General features: G+C 62.1%; 20 protein-coding genes. 17 read left to right on the top strand and 3 right to left on the bottom strand.

The features are described 5' to 3' along the window. Positions 1-40: 40 nt before the first annotated feature. The 3 genes from QWU43_RS03385 to QWU43_RS03395 all read right to left on the bottom strand — a co-directional run bounded on the left by QWU43_RS03385 (position 41) and on the right by QWU43_RS03395 (position 2,510). On the bottom strand, positions 41-541 hold the full coding sequence (locus tag QWU43_RS03385) for a YbjN domain-containing protein (protein ID WP_370917111.1): 501 nt from the start codon (positions 539-541) through the stop codon (positions 41-43). Continuing rightward, complete coding sequence (locus QWU43_RS03390) at positions 531-1,052, bottom strand: YbjN domain-containing protein (protein ID WP_370917112.1); 522 nt, start codon at positions 1,050-1,052, stop codon at positions 531-533. Before QWU43_RS03390 ends, QWU43_RS03385 begins: the two co-directional genes overlap by 11 nt. A 63-nt stretch (positions 1,053-1,115) precedes the next feature. Next, complete coding sequence (locus QWU43_RS03395) at positions 1,116-2,510, bottom strand: TIGR01777 family oxidoreductase (RefSeq protein ID WP_370917113.1); 1,395 nt, start codon at positions 2,508-2,510, stop codon at positions 1,116-1,118. Positions 2,511-2,662: 152 nt separating this feature from the next. Between QWU43_RS03395 and pyrR the strand changes: the two genes are divergently transcribed. The 17 genes from pyrR (at position 2,663) to uvrC (ending at position 23,537) form a co-directional block, all read left to right on the top strand. Next, entirely contained in the window at positions 2,663-3,235 is a 573-nt protein-coding gene (pyrR, locus tag QWU43_RS03400; protein WP_370914104.1) for a bifunctional pyr operon transcriptional regulator/uracil phosphoribosyltransferase PyrR, read from the top strand. Between the two features lie 8 nt (positions 3,236-3,243). Then, on the top strand, positions 3,244-4,167 hold the full coding sequence (locus tag QWU43_RS03405) for an aspartate carbamoyltransferase catalytic subunit (RefSeq protein ID WP_370917114.1): 924 nt from the start codon (positions 3,244-3,246) through the stop codon (positions 4,165-4,167). Positions 4,168-4,218: 51 nt separating this feature from the next. Next, on the top strand, positions 4,219-5,577 hold the full coding sequence (locus QWU43_RS03410) for a dihydroorotase (RefSeq protein ID WP_370917115.1): 1,359 nt from the start codon (positions 4,219-4,221) through the stop codon (positions 5,575-5,577). 86 nt (positions 5,578-5,663) lie between these two features. Further along, positions 5,664-6,830: a glutamine-hydrolyzing carbamoyl-phosphate synthase small subunit gene (gene carA / locus QWU43_RS03415; protein ID WP_370914107.1), complete on the top strand. Its 1,167-nt coding sequence runs from the start codon at positions 5,664-5,666 to the stop codon at positions 6,828-6,830. A 5-nt stretch (positions 6,831-6,835) separates the two neighbouring features. After that, the gene (carB, locus tag QWU43_RS03420) at positions 6,836-10,192 is read left to right on the top strand and encodes a carbamoyl-phosphate synthase large subunit (RefSeq protein WP_370917116.1); all 3,357 of its coding nucleotides are present in this window, start codon (positions 6,836-6,838) and stop codon (positions 10,190-10,192) included. 8 nt (positions 10,193-10,200) lie between these two features. Further along, on the top strand, positions 10,201-11,031 hold the full coding sequence (pyrF, locus tag QWU43_RS03425) for an orotidine-5'-phosphate decarboxylase (RefSeq protein ID WP_370917205.1): 831 nt from the start codon (positions 10,201-10,203) through the stop codon (positions 11,029-11,031). A gap of 228 nt (positions 11,032-11,259) precedes the next feature. Continuing rightward, positions 11,260-11,586 carry an integration host factor, actinobacterial type gene (gene mihF, locus QWU43_RS03430; protein WP_198735979.1) on the top strand — a complete coding sequence of 109 codons (327 nt, stop codon included), beginning with the start codon at positions 11,260-11,262 and terminating at the stop codon, positions 11,584-11,586. 8 nt (positions 11,587-11,594) lie between these two features. Continuing rightward, the gene (gmk, locus tag QWU43_RS03435; protein WP_370914109.1) at positions 11,595-12,167 is read left to right on the top strand and encodes a guanylate kinase; all 573 of its coding nucleotides are present in this window, start codon (positions 11,595-11,597) and stop codon (positions 12,165-12,167) included. A gap of 74 nt (positions 12,168-12,241) precedes the next feature. Further along, a complete protein-coding gene (gene rpoZ / locus QWU43_RS03440) occupies positions 12,242-12,517 on the top strand; it encodes a DNA-directed RNA polymerase subunit omega (protein WP_370914110.1) in 276 nt (91 codons plus the stop codon). A gap of 184 nt (positions 12,518-12,701) precedes the next feature. Further along, positions 12,702-13,976: a bifunctional phosphopantothenoylcysteine decarboxylase/phosphopantothenate--cysteine ligase CoaBC gene (gene coaBC / locus QWU43_RS03445; RefSeq protein WP_370914111.1), complete on the top strand. Its 1,275-nt coding sequence runs from the start codon at positions 12,702-12,704 to the stop codon at positions 13,974-13,976. 204 nt (positions 13,977-14,180) lie between these two features. Beyond that, positions 14,181-15,404, top strand: a complete 1,224-nt coding sequence (metK, locus tag QWU43_RS03450) for a methionine adenosyltransferase (protein ID WP_370914112.1) — start codon at positions 14,181-14,183, stop codon at positions 15,402-15,404. A gap of 48 nt (positions 15,405-15,452) precedes the next feature. Beyond that, a complete protein-coding gene (locus QWU43_RS03455) occupies positions 15,453-17,483 on the top strand; it encodes a primosomal protein N' (RefSeq protein ID WP_370917117.1) in 2,031 nt (676 codons plus the stop codon). A 103-nt stretch (positions 17,484-17,586) separates the two neighbouring features. Continuing rightward, positions 17,587-18,531 carry a methionyl-tRNA formyltransferase gene (gene fmt, locus QWU43_RS03460; protein ID WP_370917118.1) on the top strand — a complete coding sequence of 315 codons (945 nt, stop codon included), beginning with the start codon at positions 17,587-17,589 and terminating at the stop codon, positions 18,529-18,531. Beyond that, entirely contained in the window at positions 18,528-20,081 is a 1,554-nt protein-coding gene (locus QWU43_RS03465; RefSeq protein WP_370917119.1) for an RsmB/NOP family class I SAM-dependent RNA methyltransferase, read from the top strand. Before fmt ends, QWU43_RS03465 begins: the two co-directional genes overlap by 4 nt. A 44-nt stretch (positions 20,082-20,125) precedes the next feature. After that, positions 20,126-20,785: a ribulose-phosphate 3-epimerase gene (rpe, locus tag QWU43_RS03470; protein ID WP_370914116.1), complete on the top strand. Its 660-nt coding sequence runs from the start codon at positions 20,126-20,128 to the stop codon at positions 20,783-20,785. 108 nt (positions 20,786-20,893) lie between these two features. Continuing rightward, positions 20,894-21,430: a PH domain-containing protein gene (locus QWU43_RS03475; RefSeq protein WP_370917120.1), complete on the top strand. Its 537-nt coding sequence runs from the start codon at positions 20,894-20,896 to the stop codon at positions 21,428-21,430. 43 nt (positions 21,431-21,473) lie between these two features. Next, positions 21,474-23,537, top strand: coding sequence for an excinuclease ABC subunit UvrC (gene uvrC / locus QWU43_RS03480; RefSeq protein ID WP_370914118.1), 2,064 nt, complete (start codon positions 21,474-21,476; stop codon positions 23,535-23,537). Positions 23,538-23,541 lie beyond the last annotated feature (4 nt).

Consider the following 23,541-nt stretch of genomic DNA (forward strand, 5'->3'; position numbering starts at 1 on the left):
TCGGGAAGATACTGTTCGGGGAGGGAGAATGGGTGCGTGGTCAGGCCTGTCGTGTGTTCCAGCCTTCAGTTGCACCACGGAGAGTGGCGGTGATCTCGGACAGTACTTGCTGTCCACCGAGGATTCCGTCCACCCCGGACCGGATCGCGGCGGTGAGCTGTGGTTCGGTCATTCCGGCTGCGAGGAGGGTTTCACTCTCGGTCCGGAGGATGAGCTCGTCGGTTCGGTCCACGACCGCCGCTTTCACGTCGTAGCTGTACACGTTGAATTGGTTGGCTGCGAGAAACAGTGTCGGGTCGCCTGCGGAAGGGACAGTACCGGTGGGCACATCAGCACGGATGAGGAGTACCCCTCCACCGATGATCGCGAAAGTGGCCTGGATACCGTTGAGATTCGCTCCCGCGATCGTCGTTTCATCAGACATGGTTAGTTCGACTCCGAAGTTGCGCATGACGGTGCGTACGTCATCGAAATCCACGTGCCCGACTTCTGCGGATGTTCCAGCCAATGGGTTGACGCCGGTTGAGTTCTCACTGCTCATGGTTGTGCTCCTGCCAGGTGACGAGGTCGGGGAATTGGGTGCCCAGCCAGTTGAAACAGTTGACCGTAAGTTCCAGGGTCGACATGGTGAATGCACCGATCTGATTCCGGGTCGCGCCGTGACCGGCCAACAGGCGTCTGTGCGCATAAATGGAGAGTGCTCCGTCGGGAGTTTCGGAGAAGTGCAGTATCGGAGTGATCTGGGTCAGGTTCCACTCGTTGACCGCCGCGAGCAGTTCCGGGGCACGTTCCCGGGGTGGTGTAGCGCGCCACATGGCGTCCGCGAGGATCTTGTCGTCCCGGATGAAGAACCCGAATGCTGCGTTGGGGAAACCGGTACGGAGGACGTCAGGAGATTCCTCCTCCCGGAGCCATTTGAGGCCTTCACCGTCCAGAATTTCAGCGACACGATCGAGGTCAACCGGTGTCGGGATGTTGTCTTTGTCGGTCACTGCCGTGCAGAGCTCCTCGGGTAGCTGTGAAGTGTGTTCCAGGGCGCTCAGGTGCGCCATGTGTGCTTTCCGAGATCCTACCGGGAGTCGGTACGGGGATCCCGCTGCATGCCTCGTCGGCAGTCACACCGAGGGGCTTGATCCTGTGGAACCGAGAAGCTCCTCTGCTCCGAGTTCATGGGCGAGTGCCCTGTTGATCGTCGGGTATCGGAACGTGTGGTCGAGTGCGTTCAGGATCGTGGGTGCGACCCTTTGGTTCGCCAGAGCGATCTGCTCGGCTCCTTCACTGCCCAATAGCAGTTTCGGTCCGAGGGCGGGGATCTGGAGGAATGCCGGACGATTTAGTTCGCTGGCCAGCGCTGCGGTCATCTCCACGTTGCGGACGGGGTTGCGGGCGGTGGCGTTGACGGGACCGGAGAGCGCGCGGTCAACGATCGCTCGGAAGTAGATATCGGTCAGGTCGTCGAGGGCTATCCAGCTAAACCAGATGGACCCGTCCCCGAATTTGCCGCCGAGACCGGCGGAAAAGAGCACCTTGAGCAGGGGGAGAACCCCACCGGTACCGGCCAGTGCGATACCCGTACGGACATTCACTACCCGTTTTCCGGCGTCGACGGCCGGTTGGCAGGCGCGCTCCCAGTCACGGCATACATCCGCGAGGAATCCGTCGCCGCTCTCGGATGCCTCGGTCAGGATCTCGTTTCCCCGGTCATGTCCGTAGAAACCGATCGCGGAGGAGCAGACCATGGTACTGCAGGTGGGGGATGTGGCGACGAGTTTCGCCAGATAGTTGGTTGGGCCAGTCCGGGATTCCCGGATGGCCCTCTTGTGCCCCTCCGTGAATCGACCGAGAAGAGGTTCGCCTGCGAGGTGGACAAGGACATCCACTCCGTCGAGGAGGTGTGGATCGGGGTCACTGGGATTCCAGTGCCTGCCGACTCCGGAATCGGCACTGCGATGCAGCCTGACGACGGTATGCCCGGCAGTGCCGAGTTGGGCGCAGAGCGCTTTACCGACGGTGCCCCCTGAACCGGTTACGGCGATGGTGAGGGGACGGGGGTCTCCGTTCGGGGCCCGGTTCTCGGGTGAGATGAAGGCGTTCATCCGGTCGAGAAACTTGAGGTCCTCGAAGAGCTGGTGCTGCCGGTAAGCGAATAGCCCCGTGAGAGCGGACCCGGGTACGCGGGTCGACACGGCATCAGTGATCACGGTTCCACCGGGGGCATCGGTGAAGGTATGGATGTGTCTCCAGTTTGCAAGGGAACGAAGGGGCGCGGAGACGCAGACATCCGTGAAACGATGTCCGCGTCGGTATCCGGACAAGTCATGCCGCGCAACCCATTTGAGACCGGCTGGGAGGCTGAAGATCGTGGTTCCGTCTGATAGCCGTGCTGCCTGCTTCAGCGGGGTCATGGGGACGAAAGGGGGAGAGAGTCGCATGACGGCACCGGCGCGTGTGTGCCAGTCCCAGACCCGCTCCCTGTCGAAGGGTACGAAGTGGCTCGTGGTCAGGCTCATGCTGGCGCTCCCGTCATCAGTTTCACCGCCGGACGGGTGGGGTCTGCGGAGGTTCGTTTCTCCATGGTTCCGGTGGTGCTAGGGTAGTGATCGTAGTTCAAGCATAGGCATCCTTTAAGGAACCGCACCGTGAGGCGGGAAAGGAGGTCACGATGAGCGGACACGATCAACCGGTTACGACGGAGCTGCTGTCAGCGGACGATGTCGGTCGGACGGTCGCGCGCATCGCGCACCAGATCATTGAGAAGACGGCCCTCGACTCTGTGGAGTCCGGCAGGGTCATTCTATTGGGCATCCCATCGGGGGGTGTGCCCCTCGCACGGCGTCTGAAACGCAAGATAGTGGAATTCTCCGGGGTCGAGGTCTCCTGCGGTTCACTCGATATCACCCTTTACCGGGATGATCTGCGTTCTCGTGGTCACCGGGCACTGCAACCCACCGATGTACCTGCCGGTGGAATTGACGGGGCGACGGTTGTTCTCGTCGATGATGTCCTTTACTCCGGGCGCACGATTCGCGCTGCACTCGATGCGCTGCGTGATCTGGGTCGTCCGGAGGTCATTCAGTTGGCGGTTCTCGTGGACCGGGGTCACCGTCAGTTGCCCATTCGGGCTGATTATGTCGGGAAGAATCTCCCGACTTCCCGTTCCGAGGACGTCGACGTCCTTCTCGAAGACATCGATGGCCGTGACGCCGTCGTGCTGACCCGCCCCGACGGGGTGTGAGGGATTCCATGAAACATCTGCTCAGTATCAAGGACCTCGACCGCGACCAGATCATCGGTCTGATGGATGAGGCCGACAGGTTCCGGGAGGCGCTTGAGGGCCGGGAAGTGAAGAAGCTCCCCACGCTCCGCGGTCGGACTATCTTCACGGTCTTCTACGAGAACTCGACCCGCACCCGTTCGTCGTTCGAGACCGCCGGCAAATGGATGAGTGCGGATGTCATAAACATCTCCGCATCATCGTCCTCGGTGAAGAAGGGTGAGTCGCTGAAGGACACGGGTTTGACCCTGAAGGCTATCGGTGCAGACGCACTGATCATCCGCCATCCGTCGTCGGGCGCCCCCCAGCAGCTCGCCCAGTGGGTTGCGCCCGGTGGCGACGGCCCGAGCGTCATCAACGCCGGCGACGGTGCGCACCAGCATCCGACCCAGGCACTCCTTGACGCCGTCACCATCCGGCAGCGGCTCGGTTCTGTTGAGGGCAGGAAAGTGGTGTTGGTGGGGGACTGTCTCCACTCCCGTGTCGTCCGCTCCAATGTCGACCTGTTGTCGACCCTGGGGGCCGAGGTTGTGCTCGTTGCGCCGCCGACGCTCCTGCCTACAGGTGTGGAGAACTGGCCGGTCCGGACCGCGTGGTCGATGGACGATGAGATCGCTGACGCAGACGTCGTGATGATGCTCCGTGTCCAGCAGGAGCGCATGCTCGGTGGATTCTTCCCCTCGCACCGGGAATACGCGAACCGGTATGGGCTGTCGAAGGACCGGCTTGCCCGGCTGAAGGAAGACTGCATCGTCATGCATCCTGGGCCGATGCTGCGTGGCATGGAGATCAATTACAGCGTCGCTGACGCACCGCAGACGGCGGTTCTGCAGCAGGTGTCCAATGGTGTCCATCTCCGGATGGCTGTGCTGTTCACCCTGCTCGCCGGCTGACTATCGACTCACCCACAACCCTCAAAGACTTCTCCAGGACGCGTGATTTCCATGACTGCAACCAAGACCTCTGACTGGCCCGCCACCGGTGCCCTCGCACCCGTGGAACCGGGTACTCTCCTCATCTCCGACGTCCGCCCCTACGGCGAGGGCGCGCCGGTCAACGTACTCGTGACAGATGGTGTCATCACCTCATTAGACGCTCCCGCAGACACCTCCGCCGACCGGCGTATAGACGGCGCCGGGGGTGTTCTCCTGCCCGGACTCGTCGACATGCACGTGCATCTGCGGGAACCAGGCCGCGAGGACACCGAGACGATCGTCACCGGCTCCGCTGCCGCGGCGAAGGGCGGTTTCACCGCCGTGTTCACCATGGCCAACACGAACCCGGTCATGGACCAGCCGATCATCGCCGAATCCGTCTGGTTCAAGGGCCAGGACATCGGCCTCTGTGATGTCCATCCGGTCGGCTCCATCACCAAAGGACTGTCGGGCAAGGAGATCACCGAGTTCGGCTTGATGGCCGATTCCGCGGCGAAGGTTCGGATGTTCTCCGACGATGGCATGTGTGTCTCCGACCCGCTGATCATGCGCCGGGCTCTCGAGTACGCCCGCGGCACCGATGTGCTGCTGGCCCAGCACTGCGAGGATCCGCGGTTGACCGCCGGTGCCGTGGCACACGAGGGAGAGGTCGCCGCAGAGCTGGGCCTTCGGGGCTGGCCCCGCGCCGCCGAAGAGTCCATCGTGATCCGGGATGCGCTGCTCGCCCGCGACTACGGCGGGCGCGTGCACATCTGCCACGCGTCGACCGCGGGCACGGTTGAGCTACTCACCTGGGCTCGTGAGCACGGTATCCCGCTGACCTCCGAGGTCACGCCGCATCATCTTCTGCTGACTGATGAGTGCCTCACCTCCTACGACGGGCGGTACCGGGTGAACCCGCCGCTGCGCGAGGACAGTGACACCCACGTCCTTCGACAGGCGCTCCTCGACGGAATCATCGACTGTGTGTCGACCGACCACGCCCCCCACGGGTCCGAGGAGAAATGCTGCGAGTTCGAGAACGCCCGCCCCGGCATGCTCGGCCTCGAGACCTCGCTGGCCATTATCGCCCAGCTCTTTGTCGAGACCGGTCTCGCAGACTGGCGCTGGGTGGCGAAGGTGATGAGCGAACGTCCCGCCGAGATCACCCGACTTCCCGGTCACGGTCGTCCGATCGCAGTAGGGGAACCCGCCAACCTGTGCGTCGTCGACCCGGATTGTCGGTGGACCGCCAGGGGTACCGAGATGGCGTCGAAGGCGGAGAACACCCCCTATGAGGGGCGTGAGTTTTCCACCCAGGTTCGGGCCACGGTTCTCCGGGGCCGGGTCACCTGCGAAGACGGCACATCTGCCGCACCCCGGAACTGAACGGGTCCACCCCACGACAAGATTGCATATAATACAACACAATGAATAAAACCGATTCTCATCCCAGACCCCCGAAAGGCGGCCCCGTGAGCGACCCCGTCGACACCAAGCGGTCCGATATCCCTGCAGTTCTCGTTCTCGCTGATGGCCGCATCTACCGGGGCTTCGGCTTCGGGGCCACTGGCACCACTCTCGGCGAGGCTGTCTTCAGCACCGGGATGACCGGTTACCAGGAGACGATGACCGATCCGTCCTACCACCGGCAGATCGTTGTCGCAGCAGCGCCACAGATCGGTAACACCGGATGGAACGACGAGGACGGCGAATCCCGCGGTGACCGGATCTGGGTTGCAGGCCTCGTTGTCCGTGACCTCGCACACCGTGTTTCCAACTGGCGTGCGGAGCGGACTCTCGCCGAGGAGATGACGGAACAGGGGATCATCGGTATCCGGGGCGTCGACACGCGGGCACTCGTGCGCCATCTCCGCAACCACGGCTCCATGGCAGCGGGGGTGTTCAGCGGTATTGATGCACAGTGTGACACAGAGGAGCTCGTCCGTATCGTCAACGCCCAGCCTTCCATGGTTGGTGCGGACCTCGCCGGTGAGGTTAGTTGCACCGAGCCCTACACCGTTGAACCGGATGGTGAACACCGCTTCACCGTCGTTGCCTTCGACATGGGTATCAAGACGAACACCCCCCGTAACTTCTCCTCCCGTGGAATCCGTACCGTAATCGTTCCGGCCGGCACGGATTTCGAGACCATCGCGTCCTACTCTCCGGATGGAGTCTTCGTCTCAAACGGTCCAGGCGACCCTGCGACCGCCGACGCCATGGTCGCGGCGGTCCGCGATGTCCTGGCCGCGAAGATCCCGTTCTTCGGGATCTGCTTCGGCAACCAGATCCTCGGTCGCGCCCTCGGAATGGAGACCTACAAACTCAAGTTCGGCCACCGCGGCATCAACGTCCCGGTACTCGACCACGCCACCGGAACCGTCGAGATCACTGCCCAGAATCACGGCTTCGCGCTCAAGGGGGAGGCGGGCGTCGAATTCGACACCGACTTCGGCCCCGCGAGGGTGACCCACACCTGCCTCAACGACGATGTCGTCGAGGGAGTAGCACTCGTCAACGGACTGGCGTATTCCGTGCAGTACCACCCGGAGGCTGCTGCCGGCCCCCACGACGCCAATCCCTTGTTCGACCGTTTCGTCGAGCTCATGTCCGCCCACAGCACCTCGACGGAAGGTTAAGAACCATGCCCAAACGTAGTGACATCAACCACGTCCTAGTCATCGGCTCCGGGCCGATCGTTATCGGACAGGCCTGCGAGTTCGACTACTCCGGCACCCAGGCATGCCGGGTCCTGAAGGAGGAGGGCCTGCGGGTCACCCTCATCAACTCCAACCCGGCGACGATCATGACCGATCCCGAGTTTGCCGACCACACCTACGTCGAGCCGATCCGGCCCGAGTACATCGAGAAGATCTTCGAGGCGGAACGCGCTGCCGGTCACCCCGTCGACGCCGTCCTCGCCACCCTCGGCGGACAGACCGCACTGAACGCCGCCATCGCCCTCGACCGCCGCGGCAGCCTCGAAAAGTACGACGTCGAACTGATCGGTGCGGACATCGACGCGATCGAACGCGGCGAGGACCGGCAGAAGTTCAAGGACATCGTCGAGCGTATCGGCGGCGAATCCGCCCGCTCGCGGGTCTGCCACAATATGGACGAGGTCCGGGAGACCGTCGCCGAACTCGGCCTGCCCGTCGTCGTCCGGCCGTCCTTCACCATGGGCGGCCTCGGCAGTGGTCTCGCCTACACTGACGAGGATCTCGAGCGGATCGCCGGTGGGGGACTGGCCGCCAGCCCGGAGGCGAACGTCCTCATCGAGGAGTCCATCCTCGGATGGAAGGAATTCGAGCTCGAACTCATGCGTGATGCCAACGACAACTGCGTCGTCGTCTGCTCCATCGAGAACGTCGACGCCCTCGGCGTCCACACCGGAGACTCCGTCACCGTCGCGCCCTCCATGACGCTCACCGACCGTGAGTTTCAGATCATGCGTGACCAGGGTTTCGCGATTCTCCGCGAGGTTGGCGTCGATACCGGTGGCTGCAACATCCAGTTCGCCATCAACCCGGACAACGGCCGTTTGATCACCATCGAGATGAACCCCCGCGTCTCTCGCTCCTCGGCGCTGGCCTCGAAGGCGACCGGTTTCCCGATCGCGAAGATCGCCGCGAAGCTCGCCATCGGCTACACCCTCGACGAGATCACCAATGACATCACCGGCGTCACCCCGGCGGCCTTCGAACCGACCCTCGACTACGTTGTGGTCAAGGCACCCCGCTTCGCCTTCGAGAAGTTCCCCGGTGCCGACGACACCCTCACCACGACCATGAAGTCCGTCGGTGAGGCGATGTCCCTGGGCCGCAACTACATCGCAGCCCTCGGCAAGGTCATGCGTTCGTTGGAGACCAAGCAGACCGGGTTCTGGACGAAACCCGACGAGTTTTTCGCCGGTGATCGTGCCACCGACATTGACGCGGTGCTCGCCGACCTCCAGCGTCCGACCGAAGGACGCATCTATGATGCGGAGCTCGCTCTCCGACTCGGCGCCACGGTTGATCAGGTGCACGAGGCCAGCGGCATTGACCCCTGGTTCCTCGGTGAGCTGCAGGCACTCGTTGACTTCCGTGCCACCCTCGAGAACGCACCGGTGCTCACCGAGGAACTGTTGCGCACCGCGAAATGGTACGGGCTGTCCGATCTGCAGATCGCGGCACTGCGCCCGGAACTCGCGGGTGAGGACGGAGTCCGTCGGCTGCGCTGGTCCCTCGGCGTCCGGCCCGTCTTCAAGACGGTCGACACCTGCGCCGCGGAGTTCGAGGCGAATACCCCGTACCACTACTCGGCCTACGAGCTCGACCCGGCCGCAGAATCCGAGGTCGCCCCCCAGACCGAACGGGAGAAGGTTATCATCCTCGGGTCCGGCCCGAACCGGATCGGCCAGGGCATCGAGTTCGATTACTCCTGCGTGCACGCCGCGCTCGAACTGTCCCGCGTCGGATACGAGACCGTCATGATCAACTGCAACCCGGAGACCGTCTCCACCGATTACGACACCGCCGACCGTCTCTACTTCGAGCCGCTGACCTTCGAGGACGTCATGGAGGTCTATCACGCCGAGACGCAGTCCGGCACCGTCGCGGGCGTCATCGTCCAGCTCGGCGGCCAGACCCCGCTGGGGTTGGCGGAGAAACTGCGCGATGCCGGAGTTCCCGTCGTTGGCACCAGCCCCGAGGCTATCGACCTTGCCGAGGACCGCGGCGAGTTCGGAGAGGTCCTGCGCAAGGCGAAGCTCCCGGCCCCGGCCTTTGGCACCGCAACCTCCTTCCGGGAAGCTCGAGCCGTGGCCGAGGAGATCGGCTACCCGGTTCTCGTTCGCCCGAGCTATGTACTCGGCGGACGCGGAATGGAGATCGTCTACGACGAGCAGTCGCTGTCCGACTACATCGATCGCGCCACCGAGATCACCACCGACCACCCCGTACTCGTCGACCGTTTCCTGGACAACGCCATCGAGATCGACGTCGATGCCCTCTGCGACGGCGATGAGGTCTATCTCGCCGGTGTGATGGAGCACATCGAGGAGGCGGGCATCCACTCCGGTGACTCCGCGTGCGCGCTGCCCCCGATGACCCTCGGCCCGGAGGACATCGCCAAGGTCCGCGAGTCCACGGTCAAGCTGGCACACGGGATCGGTGTCCGCGGCCTGATGAACGTCCAGTACGCCCTGAAGGACGACATCCTCTACGTCATCGAGGCCAACCCCCGCGCCTCCCGCACCGTGCCGTTCGTGTCCAAGGCGACCGGTGTTCCGCTCGCCAAGGCGGCGGCCCGAATCTCCCTCGGCGCGACGCTCGCCGAACTCAGGGAGGAGGGCATGATCCCGACCAGCCACGACGGCGGTTCACTGCCGCTCGATGCGCCGATCGCGGTCAAGGAGGCGGTCCTGCCGTTCAACCGCTTCCGCCGCGCGGACGGATCGCTGCTCGACAGCCTGCTGTCTCCGGAGATGAAGTCCACCGGTGAGGTCATGGGCCTGGCGGACAACTTCGGTGCCGCCTACGCCAAGGCCGAGGATGGTGCCTACGGTGGTCTGCCGACCGAGGGCACGGTCTTCGTCTCCGTCGCCAACCGGGACAAGCGGACCCTGATCTTCCCGATCCAGCGCCTGGCCACCCTCGGGTTCAGAATTCTGGCCACTTCCGGTACGGCACAGATGCTGCGCCGCAACGGAATCGAGTGCGAGGTTGTGTACAAGCACTCCGATGTCAAGCAGGGGGACGACAAGATCTCCGTTGTCGACCGGATCCTTGGCGGCGACATTGATCTCATCCTCAACACACCCGCCGGTTCCGCCGGTGCGCGGCATGACGGATACGACATCCGTTCGTCCGCGGTTTCGGTCGGAGTGCCGCTGGTGACCACCGTCCAGGGCGTCACTGCGGCTGTCCAGGGCATCGAGGCCATGCGCTCTGGCGAGCTCACCGTGCGTGCGCTCCAGCAGCTCGATCACGCCGTCGACATGGTCCGGGAGAAGGAATGAGCGGCACCGTGACCCCCTCCTTCGGGGACCGGCTCGCCGCGGCGGGCGCCGACCGGGGCCGACTGTGCGTCGGCATCGACCCGCACCCGGGTTTGCTCCGTGACTGGGGGCTGTCGGCTGACCCGTCCGGCCTAGGTGACTTCGCTCGGATCTGCGTGGACGCCTTCGCGGACACCGCTGCACTGGTCAAGCCCCAAGTGGCCTTCTTCGAGCGTTACGGCAGTGCGGGCTACGCGGTGCTGGAGGAGACGATTCTCACGCTCCGCGAGGCCGGATGTCTCGTGCTCGCGGATGCGAAACGGGGAGACATCGGATCCACGATGTCGGCATACGCCGACGCCTGGCTCCACGACGACTCGCCACTCGCCGTCGACGCGGTGACAGTCTCCCCGTACCTCGGGTTCGGTTCGCTGGACCCCGCCGTGTCCCTGGCCGTGGAGAACGGTAAGGGGGTGTTCGTGCTCGCTGCCACCTCCAATCCGGAAGGACGGGAGGTGCAACATGCCGAACAGGCTGACGGCACGTCGGTCGCACAGTATGTCGTCGACTCCTGCGCGGTTCGGAATGAACCGTTTGTGACTGCCGGTGGATACGGCCCCTGCGGTGTCGTGGTGGGGGCGACGGTGACCGGTCCGCCCTCGCTCGAGCAACTCGGTGGTCCAGTCCTGCTTCCTGGTGTCGGTGCGCAGGGAGCCGGACCGGGCGATGTGGCCTTACTCACCCAAGGCGTTGAGCCGTTGGCGTTCGCCAGTGTTTCGCGCGGCATTCTCCGCGCGGGGCCGAACGTTGATGACCTGCGGAAAGCCTGTATGCAGCAGGCTCTCAGCTTCGGTCGTTGATGGTCTCTGAATGTCCATCGAAAATACTGGTCAAGGGCTTTTCCGATGGCAGGGAGAGCCTGCTTTCGGCCTCGACCTTGGACTTTGGGGCACTAGTGTTAGACTGTTCCAAGTTCGCTGGCTGACACTGTTGAGATTTTTGGTGTCGTGACCGGCGAGAACTGGTAGAACCGAAACCCGAGACTACCCATAGACACTGTCCGAGAACATGAAAAACGGAGGAACCCCGTGGCCCTTCCCAAGTTGACCGATGAGCAGCGCAAGGATGCCCTTGCAAAGGCTGCAGAGGCCCGTAAGGCGCGCGCCGAGCTGAAGGAGAAGCTGAAGCGAGGTGGCACTAACCTGAAGGAGGTGCTGGCTCAGGCGCAGAGTGATGAGATCATCGGTAAGACGAAGGTCTCCGCGCTGCTCGAGGCCATGCCTAAGGTAGGCAAGGTCAAGGCCAAGGAGATCATGGAGGAGCTGGAGATCGCTCAGACTCGCCGTCTCCGTGGCCTCGGTGACCGGCAGCGCCGTGCGCTTCTGGAACGTTTCGGCTTCTCCGAAGAGGACTAGTCAACGATATGTCGGGTGAACGGATTCCAGGAAACCTGGTTGTACTCGCAGGGCCTTCCGCTGTCGGTAAATCGACGGTGGTCAATCGGCTCCGAGATGAAGTCCCCGACCTGTTCTTCTCCGTTTCCATGACGACACGTGCGCCACGGCCCGGAGAAGTCCACGGCCGTGACTACCTCTACGTGACACCTGAAGAGTTTCAACGCACCATAGATTCTGGTGGGATGCTCGAATGGGCCGACATCCACGGCGGTCTGCAACGCTCGGGTACCCCTGCAGGGCCCGTCCGGGAGGCGCTTGAACGCCATCGTCCCGTACTTGTGGAGGTCGATCTGGTCGGTGCGCGTAATATCGCTCGAATCATGCCTGAATCCCAGACAGTTTTCCTCGCGCCGCCATCTTGGGAGACCCTGGTGGAACGCCTGACCGGTCGTGGTACGGAGCCTGCCGACGTCATCGAACGTCGCCTGCAGACAGCGAAGGATGAGCTTGCGGCGGCCGATGAATTTGATCATGTGATCGTCAATGATGACGTGGATCGCGCGGTCGCCCAGATACGTGTACTCCTTACCGGTGACTGACCGGTCCGGGGTCGTAGTTGGTCCCAGACGAACCAGAACCATTTTTCTTCCTCGACTTTTGAAGGTGCTAAACCGTGAGCAATGACATCTCCGCCACTGAGGCTGTATTCGATCCGCCAGTCGGAATCACCGATCCTCCGATCGACGAGCTGCTGGACAAGGTGTCCTCGAAGTATGCCCTGGTAATCTTCGCCGCCAAGCGAGCTCGGCAGATCAACAGCTACCTCCATCAGCGTGATGAAGGCGTTTTTGAATTCGTCGGTCCGTTGATTGATGATCATCACGCCAAGCCACTGACCGTTGCACTTCGCGAGATCAACCGCGGAATGCTCGACCACGAAGAAGGCTGATTGATCCTTCCAGGGCCTTCCGAATAAGACTCGATGCGATGTTGTTCCGCACACCCTTTCTTCTTCCACGGACACCCGGAGGTTTCACACCATCCGGAGTGCTCCGCTGGAGGGAGGAGGGGTCTCGTGTTTTCCGGTATCGACAGCGCACATCTTGATTGAACAGTAAAGATTGAAGGACATCGTGGCCAGTACAGTACCTTCTGCACATCCGGATCCCGCGTCCGTATCCCGGAATATCGTGCTCGGTGTGACCGGTGGCATCGCCGCATATAAGGCTTGCCATGTAGTTCGTGGCTTCACTGAGCGGGGTCACTCCGTCCGGGTGGTGCCCACCGAATCTGCGTTGAACTTCGTTGGTGCAGCCACATTCGAGGCGCTGTCCGGGAATCCTGTGGCGGTGAGTGTCTTTGACCGGGTGGAAGAGGTCCAACATGTTCGGGTGGGACAGAACGCTGATCTGGTGGTGATAGCACCTGCGACCGCTGACCTGATGGCAAAACTGGCGATCGGTCGGGCTGATGATCTGCTGACCGCGACCTGTCTCGTTGCGACCTGTCCGGTGGTCCTCGCCCCGGCGATGCACACCGAGATGTGGAATCACCCTGCAACCAGGGCTAACGTCGAGATTCTCCGGTCGCGGGGGGTGACAGTTCTGGAGCCGGCGCATGGTCGGCTTACCGGGCCCGACACCGGACCAGGCAGGCTTCCCGAACCACAGCAGATCATCGACCTAGCCCTGTTGCGGCTGGCTGAGAACGAGCTGCCCCGGGACCTGAATGGGCGCCGTATCCTGATCACCGCAGGGGGGACGAGAGAGAATATTGATCCTGTGCGTTACCTCGGTAACCGGAGCTCCGGGAGGCAGGGATTTGCGCTGGCTGAAGTCGCGGTGCAGCGAGGAGCGAAGGTGACTCTTGTCGCGGGTTCCGTGGATGAACTACCTGTGCCGTGTGGTGCAGAACTTGTTCGTGTTTCGTCCGCCCGGGAGCTTGACGAGGAGGTGCGCACACGTGCCGACGTACACGACGTGATCATTATGGCGGCAGCGGTCGCTGACTATCGGCCGACAGATGTTGCTCCGGTGAAGCTGAAAAAAACCGGGGCTACAGCGCTAACGAATTTGGAGCTGACGGAGAATCCTGACATTCTCGCGGGACTCGTGGCAGACCGTCTGGCGGGGAAGCTGCGGGAGGATACGGTGATTGTCGGTTTCGCTGCTGAGACTGGTGATGACGCGGCTACTGCTTTGGACCACGCCGTCCAGAAGATCAGGCGGAAAGGGTGCGATCTGCTCATGTGCAACGATGTCGGATCCGGGAAGGTATTCGGGCGAAGCCGGAATCGTGGGTGGCTGATCACACCGGACGGTGTTGCGACGGATGTGCCGGACGGCACGAAATTTGAGGTCGCGTCCCGGATTCTCGATTTCGTGTCGCGAATCACCAGCGGCCGATGATCGTTTGCCAGTGGCCGAAGTCTCTCTCTGTGACCTGCGGCTGAGGGGGCCATTGCAGTTTTAGACAGCTTGGTCTATATTTAGGTTGGTTTCGTCACCGGGCGGCCGCACTCCGGTGCGCTCCGCGACTTACCAGTACAGTCGCCTCCGTATCACTGAACGAGCCCGCCAACCAGGAAATCAACGAGTTTAGAAGGAAGTACCGTGGCTGTAGGCACCAGCGCCGTCCGTTTATTCACCAGCGAATCGGTCACCGAAGGGCATCCCGACAAGATCTGTGACGCGATCTCTGACACGATCCTCGATGCGATGCTCAGGGTTGATCCACGTTCGCGGGTCGCCGTCGAGACGGTTGTGACCACGGGGCTTGTGCATGTTGTCGGTGAGGTCCGGTGTTCCGGATACGTCGAGATCCCGGCGCTCGTTCGAGACAAACTCCGGGAGATCGGTTTCACCTCTTCAGAAGTCGGTTTCGACGGCACCACGTGTGGAGTCACGGTCGCCATCGGAGAGCAGTCGCAGGAGATCGGTGCCGGGGTCGACACCTCCCACGAGGTCCGTAACGGAGACACCGGGGATGATGACAATCAGAGTGGTGCGGGTGATCAGGGACTCATGTTCGGATACGCGACAAACGAGACCCCGGAATACATGCCGCTACCGGCCGCGACCGCACACCGGCTCGCCCGGAGGCTCACGCAGGTTCGAAAAGAGGGAATTGTCCCGAATCTCCGACCTGACGGCAAGACGCAGGTCACCTTCGCCTACGACGGTGATGACCGTCCCGTCCGGCTCGATACCGTCGTCATATCGACGCAGCATGACCGTGACGTGAGTCAAGAATGGTTGGCTGAACAACTGCGTTCCCATGTGATCGAGTACGTTGTCCGTGAGGCGGGCCTGGAAGATTATGTTGACGCTGATCTCACCGTTCTCATTAATCCCTCCGGATCCTTCGTCGTCGGGGGGCCGATGGGGGATGCTGGTTTGACGGGCAGGAAGATCATCGTGGACACCTATGGTGGAATGGCTCGTCACGGTGGGGGTGCGTTCTCGGGTAAGGACCCGAGCAAGGTTGACCGTTCAGGTGCCTACGCCATGCGTTGGGTCGCGAAGAACATTGTCGCGGCAGAACTCGCGGACCGTGCCGAGGTCCAGGTCGCCTACGCCATCGGGAGGGCGAAACCGGTCGGGCTTTACGTCGAGACCTTCGGTACCGCACACGGGGGCCTGTCGGACGCTGATATTCAGGCAGCGGTGGCTGAGGTCTTCGATCTTCGGCCGACCGCCATCATCCGGGAGCTCGATCTTCTCCGTCCGATCTATGCGGATACCGCGGTGTACGGCCATTTCGGGCGGACTGATCTGGATCTCCCCTGGGAACAGCTCAACAGGGTTGACGCGCTGCGATCGGCTGCCGGAATCTGACCCGACCCCGAGCATGCAGCGCCCAGATACCGATATACAATCAGCGGCATGTCTCCATCCCGTTCCCCGGCGCAGAGAGCGCCGGTGGCGCGGGTTCTTCCGCTCCTGGGTCTCGCGCATCTGGATCGCACCTTTGATTATTTGGTCGATGCGACACAAGATGAAGACTGTCGCCCCGGAGTGAAGGTCAGGGTTAGGTTCTCCGGGCGGTTAATCGATGCGGTTGTCCTCGACAGAACCTCCGTCAGTTCGCACAGCGGTGAACTCGTTTGGCTCGAACGGGTCATCTCACCGGAGATCGTCTACCCCGAGGAAACCCGGGAACTGGTGGACGCTCTCTGTGATCGCTACGGCGGGGTCCGGAGTGACCTGATCCGCTCCGCAGTTCCTGTTCGTCACGCAACCGCGGAGAACGCGGACACCTCGACCCCATGGGAACAACTCGGGACCGTCAGTGAACCTGATCTGGCTCCCTGGATCAGTTATCTCCACGGTCCTGGTTTCGTTGACGCTGTCCTTGCCGGACGTTCTGCACGCGCCGCGTGGCAGATCGCCCCCGGAGACGATTGGGCTCGGGCATTGGCAGCTCTTACCGTCGCCACCGTCCGTACCGGGGGAGGGGCATTGGTCGTCCTCCCAGATCAACGCGACGTCAATACGCTCGAAACCGCTCTCCGTGAACTGGTTTCCGCCCGCCAGGTGACTGTGCTCAATGCGGCATTGGGACCGCAGGCGAGATACCGTCGGTTTCTGTCGATACTTCACGGGCAGGGACGCTTGGTCATAGGCACCCGCAGTGCGGCGTATGCACCGGTTGCCGATCTCCGGCTCGCTGTACTTCTGCATGACGGGGACGAGAACCTGATCGATCCGCGTGCCCCCTATGCGCATGCGCGTGAAGTGCTTACGACCCGAAGTGCGCAGACAGGGTGTGCACTCATCCTCGGCGGCCACTCGAGGACCGCCGAGGTGCAGCTCATGGTTGAGCAGGGATGGATGCACAGTCTCGTCGCTCCCAGAGAGGTCATTCGCCAGCGGATGCCCAGGATCCGGGCTACCGCAGACAGTGACATCGAGTTGGAACGGGATCCGCGGGCCCGTTCCGCACGAATCCCCGGTGTTGCCTTCGAGGCGGTGCGCCGTGCGCTCGAACGGGATAAACCCGTGCTCATCCAGACACCGCGGAAAGGCTATGTCCCCACACTCGCCTGTGGCCGGTGCCGAGCTCCCGCGAGATGCCGCTCCTGTAACGGACCCGTTGGACTTCCCGCTAACGATGCGGATGTCCCGGGCGTACCGACATGCCGGTGGTGTGGAAGACCAGCAGCCAATCATCGGTGCGGAAACTGCGGGTCGGTCCGGCTCCGGGCCGTGGTTCTGGGCTCGGAGCGCACCGCAGAGGAATTCGGTAGAGCCTTCCCGAAGTTCCCGGTCTCAACCTCCGGTGGTTCCCGAGTGCTCGATGAAGTGCCGATGGGTGCCCGGATCGTTGTATCCACACCCGGTGCTGAACCACCGGTGCGGGATGGCTCTTACGGCGCCTGTCTCATTCTCGACGCCTGGGCACTCCTCGGGCGCGCAGATCTCCGCGCCACCGAAGACACACTGGGGAAATGGGCCTCTGCAGCGACCCTTGTCGCACCGGCTGAATCCGGTGGGGAGGTCATCATCGTCGCTGATCCGGCTCTCCAACCTGTTCAGTCGCTCATTCGTTGGGATCTGGTGGGCGCCGCAGCTACTGAACTGGCTCAGCGTAGAGAGGTTGATCTTCCTCCCGCAGTACACCTTGCTGCAGTCGATGGTCCACAGGCCACTCTCGATGAATTCCTGGAGCTCGTCCAGCTTCCCCGGGGTGCAGACATCCTCGGCCCCGTTGCTCTGCCACCCGGAAAACCACTGCCGGGGGAGTACGACGAGTCCCGTTTCGGCCCGCCGCAGCGCATTCTCATCAGGGTTCCTCTCGGTGCAGGCCCGAGGACCGCTCTCGGCAGGGCATTGAGAGGAGGGAGGACTGCGCGTGTGGTGCGGAAGGACGAGCTCCCCCTCCGGGTCCAGGTTGATCCGATCCACCTAGGGTGACCCGATTTTCGGGGACGCCGGAGACGGAGTGCAACCGATCATGAACCTGGCCGTAGGATGGGGTGTTGACCGTTTATCCCTATAGTAAGGATGCTCCCCGCCCATGCGCCTGGTTTTTGCCGGTACTCCGGAACCCGCTGTCGTCGCCTTAGAGAAACTCCTCGCCTCCAACCATGACGTTGTCGCGGTTATCACGAGACCGGATGCCAGGCGGGGGAGAGGCCGGACGCTGCACCCGTCACCGGTCGCGGAACTCGCCACCGCCAACGGCATTGAGGTTTTGAGACCAACGACGCTGAACCCGGGTACCGCCGACGGACAGCTACTGCGCTCCCGATTAATGGAGCTCGCACCCGACTGCATTCCTGTGGTCGCCTACGGGAACCTCATCACCCCTGATCTGCTGGAAGTGGCTCCGCACGGGTGGGTAAACTTACACTTTTCTCTGTTGCCGGCGTGGCGTGGTGCGGCTCCCGTTCAAGCTGCCATCGCAGCCGGAGATATCGAAACGGGTGCGGTGACCTTCCGCATCGAAAAGGGACTGGACACCGGCCCGGTGTTCGACCGGATTCTGGAACCGATCGGCTCGGATGACACCGCGGATGACCTTCTCACCAGGCTCGCGCACAGGGGTGCAAAACTTCTGGTGGATACGATGGATGGACTCGGCGACGGAGCACTCATCCCTGAGCCCCAGTCCGGTGACGCCACCTATGCATCAAAGATCTCGAAGGAAGATGCCCGGATTGACTGGAACTCGGATGCATCGGTCATTGATCGACGAATCCGGGCGTACACTCCAGTGCCCGGTGCCTGGACGACCCTGAACGGTCAGCGCATGAAGATTGGGCCGGTCACTGTTATCGATCAGGACATTACTGGGACTCTGGCCCCCGGAGAAATCCGGTTGACTGCGGCCGGAGTCACCGTCGGGACCGGAGACGGATGTGTGGTGCTTCAACAGATACAAGCCCCCGGAAAGAAAATGATGGATGCGATGGACTGGGCGCGTGGCGCTCATCCGGAAGAAGGAACGGTACTCGTATGAGCTTGGACAAATCCGGTGGTTTCCGTGCACGGAGTGGCGGAAGCCGACCGCAATCTGATCCCTCGGCGACCTCGAGGACGGGCGGATCGTCCCGCTCTGCCAGCCATCCGAAGAAACAATCCGGGACTTCCACCCGACGCCGGGACGGACTGCCTCAACGAACGGAGGCATCGAAGAAGGGCAGGCCCCAGACACCTGCATCCGTGCGGCCTCTCACCCCGGGCGTTGATATGCCTCGTGCTGCAGCGCTGCATGTCCTTCGTGCGGTACGTGCCGATGACGCCTATGCGAACCTCGTGTTGCCAGGGCTCCTCCGAACGCACGGGATCACTGATCGTGATGCTGCGTTCGCGACTGAACTCACCTACGGTACGCTTCGCCAGCTCGGAGTCCTGGATGAGATCATTGACGCCGCATCAAGTCGGCCTGTGGAGATGATCGATGGGGAGTTACTGGATGTTCTGAGGCTTTCCACTTACCAGCTTCTCAATATGCGCGTCGGGGCTCATGCCGCAGTGGATAGTGGGGTTCGGTTGGCGGAGGGAATCGGGCAGGAACGGGCCAAAGGATTCGTTAACGCGGTCCTCCGCACGATTTCGAGGAAGTCTCCGGAGACCTGGATGATGGAACTTGCACCCCGGGAGGAGATACCTGCGGTCGCGTTTGAACACGCACATCCGGTGTGGATCGCGGAGAGTTTCGCCAGGGTCATTGGTACAGGTGAGCTGGCGAGTGCACTCGCAGCGGATTCTGCGCGACCGAGGGTCCATCTTGCGGCACGTCCGGGAGAGATCACGGCAGAGGAACTCGCGCTGGTCACCGGCGGTGAGCCCGGACCCTATTCGCCCTACGCGGTTCACCTTGATTCGGGTGATCCCGGGGATCTGGAACCACTGCGGGAACGCTTGGCCACGGTCCAGGATGAGGGAAGCCAGGTCATCGCTCGTGCGGTGGTTGAAGCTCCGCTCGACGGCCCGGACGCCGGTCGTTGGCTTGATCTGTGTGCTGGTCCGGGTGGGAAAGCTGCACTCATTGGGGCGCTGGCACGTGTTGATGGAGCCCGGGTCGATGCAGTCGAGGTCTCTGAGCATCGTGCCAGGCTTGTCCGGACGGCGACCAGTGGACTTCCTGTGGATGTTCATACCGCTGACGGTCGTTCACCGGGTCTGATCCCCGGGTACGACAGGGTACTCGTTGATGCCCCGTGTTCTGGGCTGGGTGCGCTGCGTCGACGCCCGGAGGCGCGGTGGCGGAAGTCTGAGTCGGACATCGCGGGTCTGGCGGAGCTGCAATTCGAGTTGTTGTCAAGCGCAGTTTCACTCACACGTCCGGGTGGTGTGGTTGTGTACTCGACCTGTTCGCCGGATCTCAGGGAAACCAGAGGCGTCGTCGATCGGGCGCTCGTTGAATGCGATGTCGTGGAGCTGGATGCCCGTGAACTCGCCTGTGGGATGTCCGGTACCGGGGAAAACCTGAGTGTGCAGATGTGGCCGCATCGGCATGGAACCGACGCGATGTTCTTCGCGGTGTTCCGGGTTGGCGGGAGCTGATCCGTTACTGTGCGTAGCAGGGGGCAGAGCGATAGGATGGCGACATGTCACAGCCGATCATCGCACCGTCAATCCTGTCCGCCGACTTCACCAGACTTGGCGAGGAGATAGCCAGGGTATCGGATGCGGACTGGATCCACGTGGACATCATGGACGGCCATTTTGTCCCCAATCTATCGTTCGGGGCGATGATCACCGCTGCTGCTCATCGGGTCACAGACATCCCTCTCGATGTCCACCTGATGATCGAGAATCCGGAGAAATGGGTCGATGACCATATCGAGGCCGGAGCACACACCGTCATCTTCCACATTGAGGCCACCGACGATCCGGTCACCCTCGCTCGGCACATCCGGGAGAAGGGGGCTCGAGCCGCCTTCTCCCTACGGCCGGGTACCCCGATCGAGGAGCACCTACCGATCCTCGATGAATTCGACCAGGTTCTCGTCATGAGCGTCGAGCCAGGCTTCGGCGGGCAGGCATTCATGCCGGATCAGCTGGAGAAAGTTCGCACCCTGCGTCGAATCATCGATGAACGTGAGCTAGAGTGCACCATCGAGATCGACGGTGGTATCTCCCGTGACACTATCGCCGCGGCCGCCGCTGCGGGATGCGATGCATTCGTTGCGGGGTCAGCCGTCTACGGTGCCGGGGATCCGAATGCCGAGATAGGCCATCTGCGCAGACTCGCGGCGGAAGCCTGATCAAGCTATCTGAAGCGTACCCGAAGGTCCGGAGTTCTTTACCGGATGACGGGGAGGGAGGGCTAGACTGTTCCACGAAACATGGCCGTAACAATGAACAGAGATTGAGTGGACGTGAACCCAGAGGGCAAGACCAACGGAGTCGAGGACGGCGGCGTCGACATCCAGCGTATACTCGCCGCGGATACCCCTACGACCACCGACCGTCCCTGGGAGCTTGTTGTTACTTCCCGTCGTCTCAGGTTCCTCGCGATGGTGGCTGTGATCGTGGTGATGGCTGTTCATATTTTCATGGCTTTTGCCGTCGCGGTTGGGGATACCGGCGCAGCGGTGACGACCGTCGATCAGTGGTCCTTTGTCGGCGTTGGTTTAGTTATAGCTTTTTTCTGCATCGGTATCGCTCGTCCGCGGGTCCGTGCCAACTCTGATGGCGTCGAGGTCAGGAATTTCATCGGCACCCGCTTTTACCCCTGGTCGGTGATTTACGGTCTTTCCTTTCCCAGAGGGGCGCGTTGGGCGCGACTCGAGCTCCCGGAGTTCGAGTTCGTACCAATGTGGGCATTCCAGTCCGCCGATGGGGAATCCGTTGTCGAAGCCGTATCCCACTTCCGCGACCTCGAGGACGCGTACATGCCGGAGGACTAGGGTAAACCTGATGCGCGCACCATGTGTGATGAGTCGGTGACCTGTGGCTGACCCGGCTACCTATCGCCCGGCGCCAGGGAGCGTTCCCACGGACCCGGGAGTCTACAAGTTCCGTGATGCCTCGGACCGTGTTGTCTACGTCGGTAAGGCCAAGAATCTCCGTTCGCGACTGTCCAGTTACTTCCAGGATGTGACTCAACTGCATCCCCGGACCCGGCAGATGGTTTTCACCGCATCGTCAGTTGAATGGACGGTAGTGTCCAGTGAGGTTGAGGCCCTTCAGCTCGAATACACCTGGATCAAACGTTTTGATCCTCGTTTCAACGTCAAATACCGCGATGACAAGACCTATCCGATGCTCGCGGTCACTGTCGGAGAAGAAGTCCCGAGGGCCTTCGTCTACCGTGGTCCCCATCGGAGAGGAGTGCGGTATTTCGGTCCTTACAGCCACGCCTGGGCAATTCGGGAGACCCTTGATCTGCTGATCCGTGTCTTCCCTGTCCGAACCTGTTCCAAGGGGGTGCTGAACCGGCATCGTCAACTCGGTCGCCCTTGTCTGCTCGGATACATCGACAAGTGCTCTGCCCCGTGCGTCGGCAGAGTGAGTCCGGAAGAACACCGGGAGATCGTCGATGGTTTCTGTTCCTTCATGGCGGGACAGACTGACCGGGTGACTCGCCGCCTCGAACGCCAGATGCGGGTTGCCGCGGAAGCTCTCGACTTCGAGCGTGCTGCACGTCTGCGGGATGATCTCGGAGCGATCACCAAGGCGATGGAGAAACAGGCGGTGGTCCTGGGGGATGGGACCGACGCTGACGTCATCTGCTGCGCGACTGACGAACTGGAGGCCGCCGTCCAGATCTTCCATGTCCGAGGTGGACGTATCCGTGGACAACGCGGTTGGGTCGTGGAAAAAAGCGGTGACACTGAGTTGGATATCGCCGAGGATGGGCATGATCCGGCGGTACCACGGATCATTCAGAACTTTCTCACCCAATTCTATGGGGATGCCGCTGAGCGCGCGGTGGATGAGCGCTACCGCCACGATGCGGATATTCGTCGCCGTGGTGTCGACAAGTTGTCCCACAGTAGTGAAGAGACAACCTCGGATCATCTGACTCCTGTCCCCCGGGAGGTTCTCGTCCAGGTACTTCCGGAGGACCCGGCGGAAACCGCTGACTGGCTAAGTACCCTCAGAGGGGCACGAGTCGATCTCCGCGTACCTCAACGAGGAGACAAGCGTGCGCTTGCAGACACCGTCGAACGCAACGCCAGGGAGGCGTTGAAACAGCACAAGCTCAAACGGGTCGGTGACCTCACGGCACGATCTGCAGCGCTCAGGGACATTCAGGATGCGCTCCTGATGGAAGATGCTCCCCTCCGGATCGAGTGCACGGACATCTCCCACATAGCGGGTACTGATGTCGTGGCGTCACTGGTCGTTTTCGAGGACGGACTTGCTCGAAAGTCCGACTACCGGCGCTACCGGATCCGGGATGCTGCGGGCGATGGACACAGTGATGATGTCGCATCCATCGCGGAGGTGACCCGGCGTCGTTTCCTGCGCCATCATGGTGGCTGCACCGCAGTACCCGAAGCGGAGGAATTTGACGGCACTCGCTTCGATGACGAGAAGATCGAGGAGCAGTCCACGGATGGGAGAAGGTTCGCCTATCCACCGAATCTATTTATCGTTGATGGTGGTTTACCGCAGGTTAATGCAGCTCAGGCTGTGTTTGATGAGCTCGGTATCACTGACATAACACTCGTCGGGCTGGCTAAACGGCTGGAGGAGATCTGGGTACCGGGAGACAGCGAACCGGTTATTCTCCCGAGAAACAGTCAGGCCCTCTACCTGCTCCAGCAGATTCGTGATGAGGCGCACCGTTTCGCCATCACTTACCACCGACAACAGCGGAGCAAGCGGATGCGGGTCAGTGAACTCGACGGAATCAGGGGGCTCGGGGCCGCGCGCCGTACCGAACTCGTGCGCCATTTCGGTAGCGTCAAAAAACTGAAGGCCGCGAGCGTTGAGGAAATCACCGCAGTCAAGGGGTTCGGCCCCACCCTCGCGAACACAGTGTATCGGAGTTTGCATCCGGAGTAGGTTC

It is taken from the genome of Corynebacterium sp. CCM 9204 (genome assembly GCF_041357695.1).
Classification (GTDB): domain Bacteria; phylum Actinomycetota; class Actinomycetes; order Mycobacteriales; family Mycobacteriaceae; genus Corynebacterium.

Excerpts from the sequence above, each read along its gene's own strand:
- QWU43_RS03385 (WP_370917111.1), bottom strand. The coding sequence starts at position 541 with ATGAGCAGTGAGAACTCAACCGGCGTCAACCCATTGGCTGGAACATCC.
- QWU43_RS03390 (WP_370917112.1), bottom strand. The coding sequence starts at position 1,052 with ATGGCGCACCTGAGCGCCCTGGAACACACTTCACAGCTACCCGAGGAG.
- QWU43_RS03395 (WP_370917113.1), bottom strand. The coding sequence starts at position 2,510 with ATGAGCCTGACCACGAGCCACTTCGTACCCTTCGACAGGGAGCGGGTC.
- pyrR (WP_370914104.1), top strand. The coding sequence starts at position 2,663 with ATGAGCGGACACGATCAACCGGTTACGACGGAGCTGCTGTCAGCGGAC.
- QWU43_RS03405 (WP_370917114.1), top strand. The coding sequence starts at position 3,244 with ATGAAACATCTGCTCAGTATCAAGGACCTCGACCGCGACCAGATCATC.
- QWU43_RS03410 (WP_370917115.1), top strand. The coding sequence starts at position 4,219 with ATGACTGCAACCAAGACCTCTGACTGGCCCGCCACCGGTGCCCTCGCA.
- carB (WP_370917116.1), top strand. The coding sequence starts at position 6,836 with ATGCCCAAACGTAGTGACATCAACCACGTCCTAGTCATCGGCTCCGGG.
- gmk (WP_370914109.1), top strand. The coding sequence starts at position 11,595 with ATGTCGGGTGAACGGATTCCAGGAAACCTGGTTGTACTCGCAGGGCCT.
- QWU43_RS03455 (WP_370917117.1), top strand. The coding sequence starts at position 15,453 with ATGTCTCCATCCCGTTCCCCGGCGCAGAGAGCGCCGGTGGCGCGGGTT.
- fmt (WP_370917118.1), top strand. The coding sequence starts at position 17,587 with ATGCGCCTGGTTTTTGCCGGTACTCCGGAACCCGCTGTCGTCGCCTTA.
- QWU43_RS03465 (WP_370917119.1), top strand. The coding sequence starts at position 18,528 with ATGAGCTTGGACAAATCCGGTGGTTTCCGTGCACGGAGTGGCGGAAGC.
- rpe (WP_370914116.1), top strand. The coding sequence starts at position 20,126 with ATGTCACAGCCGATCATCGCACCGTCAATCCTGTCCGCCGACTTCACC.